Source organism: Streptococcus sp. DD11, from assembly GCF_001578865.1.
In the GTDB taxonomy this organism is placed as follows: domain Bacteria; phylum Bacillota; class Bacilli; order Lactobacillales; family Streptococcaceae; genus Streptococcus; species Streptococcus panodentis.
On record NZ_KQ969396.1, the window covers coordinates 337,795 to 345,061 of the forward strand.

At 45.2% G+C, this 7,267-nt stretch carries 7 protein-coding genes, 1 other RNA gene and 2 pseudogenes; 1 reads left to right on the plus strand and 9 read right to left on the minus strand.

Annotated features, from left to right (window positions below; all coding sequences use genetic code 11):
* Positions 1-300 precede the first annotated feature (300 nt).
* The 4 genes and pseudogenes from ssrA to dnaG form a co-directional block, all read right to left on the minus strand.
* Positions 301-649: a transfer-messenger RNA gene (gene ssrA, locus STRDD11_RS10965) on the minus strand.
* Between the two features lie 74 nt (positions 650-723).
* Entirely contained in the window at positions 724-1,062 is a 339-nt protein-coding gene (locus STRDD11_RS10970; protein WP_128837303.1) for a metal-sulfur cluster assembly factor, read from the minus strand.
* A 94-nt stretch (positions 1,063-1,156) separates the two neighbouring features.
* Positions 1,157-2,296, minus strand: coding sequence for an RNA polymerase sigma factor RpoD (gene rpoD, locus STRDD11_RS13910; protein ID WP_206512707.1), 1,140 nt, complete (start codon positions 2,294-2,296; stop codon positions 1,157-1,159).
* Positions 2,285-4,060, minus strand: a pseudogene (dnaG, locus tag STRDD11_RS10975) (DNA primase); the annotation flags it as partial. The pseudogene dnaG and the gene rpoD, both read right to left, overlap by 12 nt.
* Positions 4,061-4,216: 156 nt before the next feature.
* Here dnaG and mscL point away from each other — a divergent pair.
* On the plus strand, positions 4,217-4,603 hold the full coding sequence (gene mscL / locus STRDD11_RS10980) for a large conductance mechanosensitive channel protein MscL (protein ID WP_128837304.1): 387 nt from the start codon (positions 4,217-4,219) through the stop codon (positions 4,601-4,603).
* Between the two features lie 123 nt (positions 4,604-4,726).
* Here the strand turns inward: mscL and rpsU are convergent, their stop codons facing one another.
* The 5 genes and pseudogenes from rpsU to STRDD11_RS14700 all read right to left on the minus strand — a co-directional run.
* On the minus strand, positions 4,727-4,903 hold the full coding sequence (gene rpsU / locus STRDD11_RS10985) for a 30S ribosomal protein S21 (protein WP_000048054.1): 177 nt from the start codon (positions 4,901-4,903) through the stop codon (positions 4,727-4,729).
* 110 nt (positions 4,904-5,013) lie between these two features.
* Positions 5,014-5,142, minus strand: coding sequence for a hypothetical protein (locus STRDD11_RS14920; RefSeq protein ID WP_277592967.1), 129 nt, complete (start codon positions 5,140-5,142; stop codon positions 5,014-5,016).
* Positions 5,143-5,214: 72 nt separating this feature from the next.
* Positions 5,215-5,841 carry a hypothetical protein gene (locus STRDD11_RS10990; RefSeq protein WP_128837305.1) on the minus strand — a complete coding sequence of 209 codons (627 nt, stop codon included), beginning with the start codon at positions 5,839-5,841 and terminating at the stop codon, positions 5,215-5,217.
* A 9-nt stretch (positions 5,842-5,850) separates the two neighbouring features.
* On the minus strand, positions 5,851-6,174 hold the full coding sequence (locus tag STRDD11_RS10995) for a hypothetical protein (protein WP_128837306.1): 324 nt from the start codon (positions 6,172-6,174) through the stop codon (positions 5,851-5,853).
* 11 nt (positions 6,175-6,185) lie between these two features.
* Positions 6,186-7,267 (minus strand): annotated as a pseudogene (locus tag STRDD11_RS14700) (hypothetical protein); the annotation flags it as partial.

Genomic DNA, 7,267 nt, shown 5'->3' on the forward strand with positions numbered 1-7,267 from the left:
GACACAAACTGCGTTTGTTTTATCTCCAACCTCTCACAGTCCACCCGGACTGTGAGAGCCCCGCGGGCTGGGAGTGAAAAGGTTTGGGGAACCTTTTCAGCCTGAGCTTAGAAACAAAAGAGTGAAGGGAACTAAATTTTTAAAAATTTAGTTCTGTCCCACCGCCAGGGAATCCATCATCCAAAGAAAGTCAGCTAGACATCTAGTTGGCTTTTTTCATTCCTTCAAAATATAGACCTCAAGCAAAAAAACGCTGATTTCTCAACGTTTTAAGAAGTTTTAAAAAAATTCAAAAAACAACAATGGAGCCGGTGGGAGTCGAACCCACGTCCAAACACCTGCTAACACATTTGTCTACAACCATAGGCTGTGTCTTGCTTTAACTTGACTTTGACACACAGCTCAGGCCCAAGTCAGGCGAGTCTATTCATCTCCTGCAAAATCCCTAGACTGGATTTTACCGTAGCTTGCTGAAAATAAGACCTGTCATCAGACACAAGCCATCCGAATCGGGTCACGCTGGCTGGTTTTTAGGCAGCTAAAGCGTAAGAATTGTTATTTTTTGCAGTTATATTTAACTGGCGTTTTACATCCGCTAGATGAGTTGCAAAATATGCCTCATAATGCCTGTCGAATCCGTAACGACCCCAAGACAGTATCATCATTATAACAGAAGCTGCCGAAAAATGCAAAAACCTGCACTGGCCGCACAGGTCTGCTTGACTATCGAATCCCCAGAGCAATGCGAGCATAGCGGCTCATTTTCTCCACCGTCCAGGCCGGATACCAGACCAGCTTGACATCGGTCTTGGTCACCTCTGGGACATCTGACATGGCGTCGTAGATCTGATCGGTCAGGAGGTCCGCCAGAGGGCAGCCCATGGTCGTCAGGGTCATGTCGATTTCTGTTTCGCCGCTTGCGCCGTCAAAACGAATCTCATAAATCAAGCCCAGATTGACAATATCAATCCCCAATTCTGGGTCAATCACCTGCTCCAAGCTCTCCAAAATCCGAGTTTTAATCTTTTCAATTTCTTCAGGGGTATAGTTTTTTTCTGACATAGCCTGTCCTCCTTTAGATTGTTTGCAGCATGTCTGTTGAGAAGCAGCATCCATAGATGACATTGGCCTCTATGATTGCTGGGAATGCAGAAGCCTAATCTTCAATAAAGTCACGAAGCGGTTTGCTGCGGCTTGGGTGGCGGAGCTTGCGCAGAGCCTTGGCCTCGATCTGACGGATCCGCTCGCGGGTCACATTGAAGACTTTGCCCACATCTTCCAGCGTCCGCATCTTGCCGTCATCCAGCCCGAAACGCAGACGCAGGACATTTTCCTCCCGATCGGTCAAGGTATCCAGCACTTCATCCAGCTGCTCACGCAGGACGACCCGAGTCGTGTAGTCTACCGGATTTTCAATCACTTCATCCTCGATAAAATCGCCCAGATGGCTGTCATCTTCCTCGCCAATCGGCGTTTCCAGAGACACGGGCTCTTGGGCAATCTTGAGGATCTCACGGACCTTGTCCGGTGTCATATCCATCCGCTCCGCAATCTGCTCCGGTGTCGGGTCTTGGCCCAGCTCCTGCAGGAGATTGCGCTGCTCACGGACCAGCTTATTAATGGTCTCCACCATGTGAACCGGAATGCGAATGGTCCGAGCCTGGTCAGCAATGGCACGGGTAATGGCCTGACGGATCCACCAAGTCGCATAAGTAGAAAACTTAAATCCCTTGGTGTAGTCAAACTTATCAACGGCCTTCATCAGCCCCATGTTGCCTTCCTGAATCAGGTCCAGAAACTGCATGCCGCGGCCGACATAGCGCTTGGCAATGGACACGACCAGACGCAGGTTGGCCTCCGCCAGGCGCTGCTTGGCTTCCAAGTCCCCCTGCTCGACCAAAATAGCCAGCTCCTGCTCCTCTTCATTGGTCAAGAGCGGCACTACCCCGATTTCTTTCAGGTACATGCGGACGGGATCATTGACCTTGGCAGAATTGCTGCCCAAGAGCTCCTCATCGCTCAGCTCAGCTTCTTCTTCCTCATTGTTGAGGACACGCGCACTGGGGTTTCCCTCCTTGTCAGTAATGGAAATGCCTGCATCCTGAATCCGCTGCAGCAAATCCTCGATACCGTCTGCATCCAGTGTGAAAGGAATGACCAGCTGATCATTGATTTCATCATCTGTCGCTGTACCAGTCTGCTTATGATTGCGGATAAATTCTGCAACTTGCACATCCAATGTTGTTACTTCTTTTGTTTTGTAGCCATTCCTACTCCATTCTTCTTTTTGTTCGATAATCTGCTGCAAATCCAGCAAGGCAGCATCCGTATTTCCATTGTGATAGTGCTCACGAAGCTTTTTGCTGATGAGCTGGTTGTCCTTGCGGAGCAGCTCCTTCTCTCTGGTCTCCTCTACCTCCCTCAGTTCCTCATCTGAGCTTTCTTCCGGCAGATTTGCCTCTAGCATGTAATACCAGGCATGCTGCACACTGTCCGGCAGCTGGGACAAATCCTGCGGCGTCACCTCGCCGTTAGACAGGAGGATGGTGTAGAGGGTCTGCAGCTCCTCCGTCGCAAAAGCAAAATCCTCTCTCAGCCGATACTGATTTAAAATGAGGGGGCTGTGGACCATGCGGTACAGCAGGTGGTTCTCCGCTCTTATCAAAGGCGACAGCTGCTTGGAAAGCGGCTGCTCCACAACTGCCGGCGCCTGCTGGTAACTCTGATAGCCCTGCTCCTCCTGCCGCTCCCTGCGGCCGTCCAGCCGGCTGTTATTAACCGCCTGCTCGACCTGCTGAAATTCAAAATAGGACAGGAGGTCCGTCAGCATATAGATATAAGACTGCTGGGCCGTGATAGACTTGGTCTTAGCAATAATCGGAGCCATCTTTTCCAGAAAGTCAATCTGGGCCTGCAGATTTTCGATATTATCCGGCTTCAGATAATGCAGGAGAAACTCCACATTACTTATTCGCGTTTTGGTCAGCAAATGCTGCAAATCCTCAGGCGAATGTTTAGCCAGAAATTCATCAGGATCCAGATTGTCAGGAAAGCGGACAATCTCCACCGACAGGTCTCTCAGCTCATCCAAAGCTTTAGCTGTCGCAGCCTGCCCCGCCTTATCCCCATCATAAGACAGGATAATCTTTTTGCTGTACTTGCTCAGATGCTGGACATGCTCAGGTGTCAGGGCCGTCCCCATCGAAGCAACTGCATTTTCAATCCCTGCCCGATAAGCTGCAATGACATCCATAAAGCCCTCCATCAGATAAACCTCATGGCTTTTCTTGATGACCGGCTTGGCCCTATCCAGATGGTAAAGCTCATAGCTCTTATTAAAAATAGCAGTGGCCCGGCTGTTTTTATACTTGGCTGTGTGGCCGTCAGCAGGCTTTTCCTGCCAGATCCGTCCGGAAAAGGCTACCACCTGACCGCTGTCATTGGTCAGAGGAAACATGATCCGATTCTGAAAAGCATCATAGACCAGATTATTCTCCGCCAGATTAAAGAGGCCTGAGTTCATAATGGTGTTTTCATCAAACTTGCCAGCCATGCTCTGATGCAGGTAATTGCCCTCACTGGGAGCCAGACCGATTTGAAAATGCTTGAGTACCTCATCGGTCAGACCGCGCTGATAAAGATAGTCTCTGGCTTGCTCCCCCATCTTGGTCGTCATGAGGACTGCATGGTAGAACTTAGCAGCCTCGGTATGAATGTCATAGAGGGCTTGATGCGGATGCTGCTGTCGGGGCCGGTCGCTGCCGGCGCTTTCTGCTGCCAAAGGGATTCCCGCCCGCTCAGCAATCACCTGTACCGCATCCATAAAGGATACCCCTCGGTAATCTTCTATAAATTTAAAAACATCACCCGACTTGCCGCAGCCAAAACAGTGATAAAACTGCTTGTCCTCTACTACGTTGAAGGAAGGCGTTTTTTCACCATGAAAGGGACAGAGACCCAGAAAATTTCTCCCTGCCTTGGTCAGGGCCACCGTTTCTCCTATGACATCAACGATATTGACACTATTTTTAATTTCAGAAATGGTTTCTTTATCAATCAATAGACAATACCTCCAATTTATCATAGAATATCACTCTATATTTTATAATAAAATCACACAAATGTAAAATATTTGATAAGCAAATAGCTTGTCAATGTCATTTATTTAAGCTATAATATAATCTCATTAATAAATTTCTTGAAAGGAAAAAAAGAAATGTTAAAGGATCTTAAAGAATTTTTGCTGCGCGGAAATGTCATTGACTTGGCAGTCGGTGTGATTATCGCCAATGCTTTCGGCGCAATCGTCACTTCATTGATTGAGGACATTATCACTCCGCTGATTCTCAACCCAGCTCTGAAAGCTGCCGGCGTAGACCAAATCGCAGGTTTGAAATGGAACGGAATTGCTTACGGAAGCTTCCTGAGCGCTGTGATCAACTTCCTGGTCATCGGTACCGTTCTCTTCTTCATCGTCAAGTCTGCTGAAAAAGCTCAAAGCCTGGCTAAGAAAAACGAAGAAGCTGCTGAAGAAGCACCAGCCGGACCAACCGAACTGGAAGTCCTGCAAGAAATCAAAGCTTTATTGGCTGAGAAAAAATAAGAAAAATCCACTGATGAAAATCAGTGTTTTTTCTTGCCCTGCTGCTCCCAATCCAAAGCACATCTGCCTCTCTCCAAAGAGTCACAAACAAAAAAACAGACCGAAGCCTGTCATTTTGCTCAATTAGAATTTTTTACGTTTACGCGCTGCTTCTGATTTGCGTTTGCGCTTTACAGAAGGTTTTTCATAGAATTCACGTTTGCGTGTTTCTTGAAGAGTCCCAGCTTTAGTAACCGCACGTTTAAAACGACGAAGTGCATCATCAAGTGATTCATTCTTGCGTACTACTGTTTTTGACATATTTTTCACTCCCTTCAAGTCCAAAATCTTTATCATTTTACCACATCTATGTTAGCCTGTCAAGGATTTTTCGCAAGAAAAGCAGATTTTCAGTTTCATTTTAGCTCATTTCAGCGATTTAAGTTTTCACGCTTAAAAGCCGCCCAAGGATCATCTCCTATTTTAAAATCAGCCATTCCCCAACGCTCATCATTTGAAGAAAATTTATCTAGAGTCAAACTCTCCTTGATAACTTTCAAACCACATTTTCTTCGCTAGTTCCAAATAATTGAATGGTATTTTTTTAGTAAAATCGCCTTTTATATAAATTCTCACTCGTCTTCCTCGTCGTCATAAACGCGTTCTCCATAGGTAGAGATGTACTCTTCATGAAGTCGTTCTTCTTCATCCCACAAGGGATCCTCTACAGGTTTCATACTTTTCAGTTCCTCCACACTGATGTCAGTTGCTCGATCATATGTTAGTGATAAGACATCCTTGCGCAACTCCTTAAAAGTCTCTACATCTATCCAAGTCCGCTTATCATCCTCGCTAATTTGTCCATCAATTGCACTCGCAACCTCGACTGCCATGATATACATAGCACGTTTATCAACCGTTAAAATGTCCGTATGTGTCGTCGCAATCCTAAGGTGTTCTCCACGCTCTCTCCCATCCGTAATAAAATCATTTTCAAATTCCAACTGAATATTTTCATCAGAAAACGAATTCCAAGGATTGCTCTTGTCGTATGGTATATGATTCCATCGTTTATCATTAAATCGCCATTTATCAAATTGTACACCAAGAAAGAAATCATCTTGTAGCATTTCATCATCACCGACGTTTGAGTATGTAATAGGATGACCATGCCATTCCTTAAACCACATTTTCCAAACCAGATTTCTAGTAGTAAATGTTATTCTTTTACAATAGTCACTTTTGATGTATAGTCTCATACTACTTCATCATTCCTTTTTCACGCATTTTAGAAACAAGTCAGGAATTTGGACGGGGTTCGAAAATAAACTTGGTATGTAGTCCTGTGGATTGCTAAAAATAACCTCTTGGTATGTATTGCTTTCACTCCATTCGATTCTTTTGTATTCAATTGATTCATCGGTCACATTAATAATCAAAAAAACTTTCTCTGTAATGCCAATCTCAATAATTTTGTTCAAGTCGCTTATTTCATATTCTTTATGCAGATGAAAATATGTAAATAATCTACTGATGATTGCATCTTCTTCTAAAATTGACTGTAACAATTCAATTAAGTCCTCTGTTTTCATATCATTCTCCTTTATTTTTGCAATGGAATTCTAATAATTTCTCCATTATAAGTTGTCTTTAAATAGGGTCCACCATGCACGCTGTCTGTAGCGTTTTTATAACCATCATTTAATTGCCAAGAATTCCCCTTACCATCATAATATCTAAGTCCTTCACCCCTTTTTAATGGTGATTTAGTAAATCCTTTCAACTGCTCGTCCAAAAAGGATTCAACATCTTTGATATTGGCATTCTCAAAACTAGATACATCGTTCAAGTCAAAATCTAAATCAGTCTGACTTTGACTTGAATTATTTGTTGACTTATTCTTGGCCTGCCAGTTACTGCGATTTTGGGCAAAGCTGACATTCAGACTGGCATTGGCTTCCCAGATCTTGATAATGGCATCATTGACAGCAGCCGTTCCGCCGACAATCATGGTCGTCCCTGTCGCAAGACCTGCTGCTGCCGCTGCTTCTGCAGGAATCGTAATCGTCCCGACGGTTGGCAGTGAAAGGACAAGACCTGCTGCTCCTCCTGCAAGACTGATTGTGTCTAAAATAGCTCCGCCGATAATGCTGGTCAGACCCGTCAAAAACTCAGCCGAATGTTCTCCAAGGCTCTCCCAGAATTGTCCCCCTCGCTCGTCATTAAAGCGCTGGGTATAGTCTTTGTCAACGGCACCATTTTTCAAAACGACCCAGGTCTCGCCAATGACGGGAGCGTCACTTACCTGAATGGGCAGAAACTGAACAATATTTCCCTCATCGTCAAAGTGGAGGGACTGATTAAATTGCTTAATCAGGCTCGGCCAATCACTGACTGGATGGCCTTCCAGAAAACTAATCAAAGTTTTGCTGTAATAAGCTGATGCTTCTTCCGACAGCATGAATTCTCTGGCATTTTGCTTGATGAGAGACAGCCTAGGATCTACTCCGCTGCCATAGGTTTTGATTTCTTGATTTTTCAAAGCCGACAGCCAAGACATATCGGCTTGATTGGTATAGTAATTGCCGGATACATCTACGGTTATCTGACCGAGTGACATAGCCCCCTGAATAGCCAGCCGCAGGACTTCCAGACTGTCGCTGAAATAATTGGAGACCTGAGCCA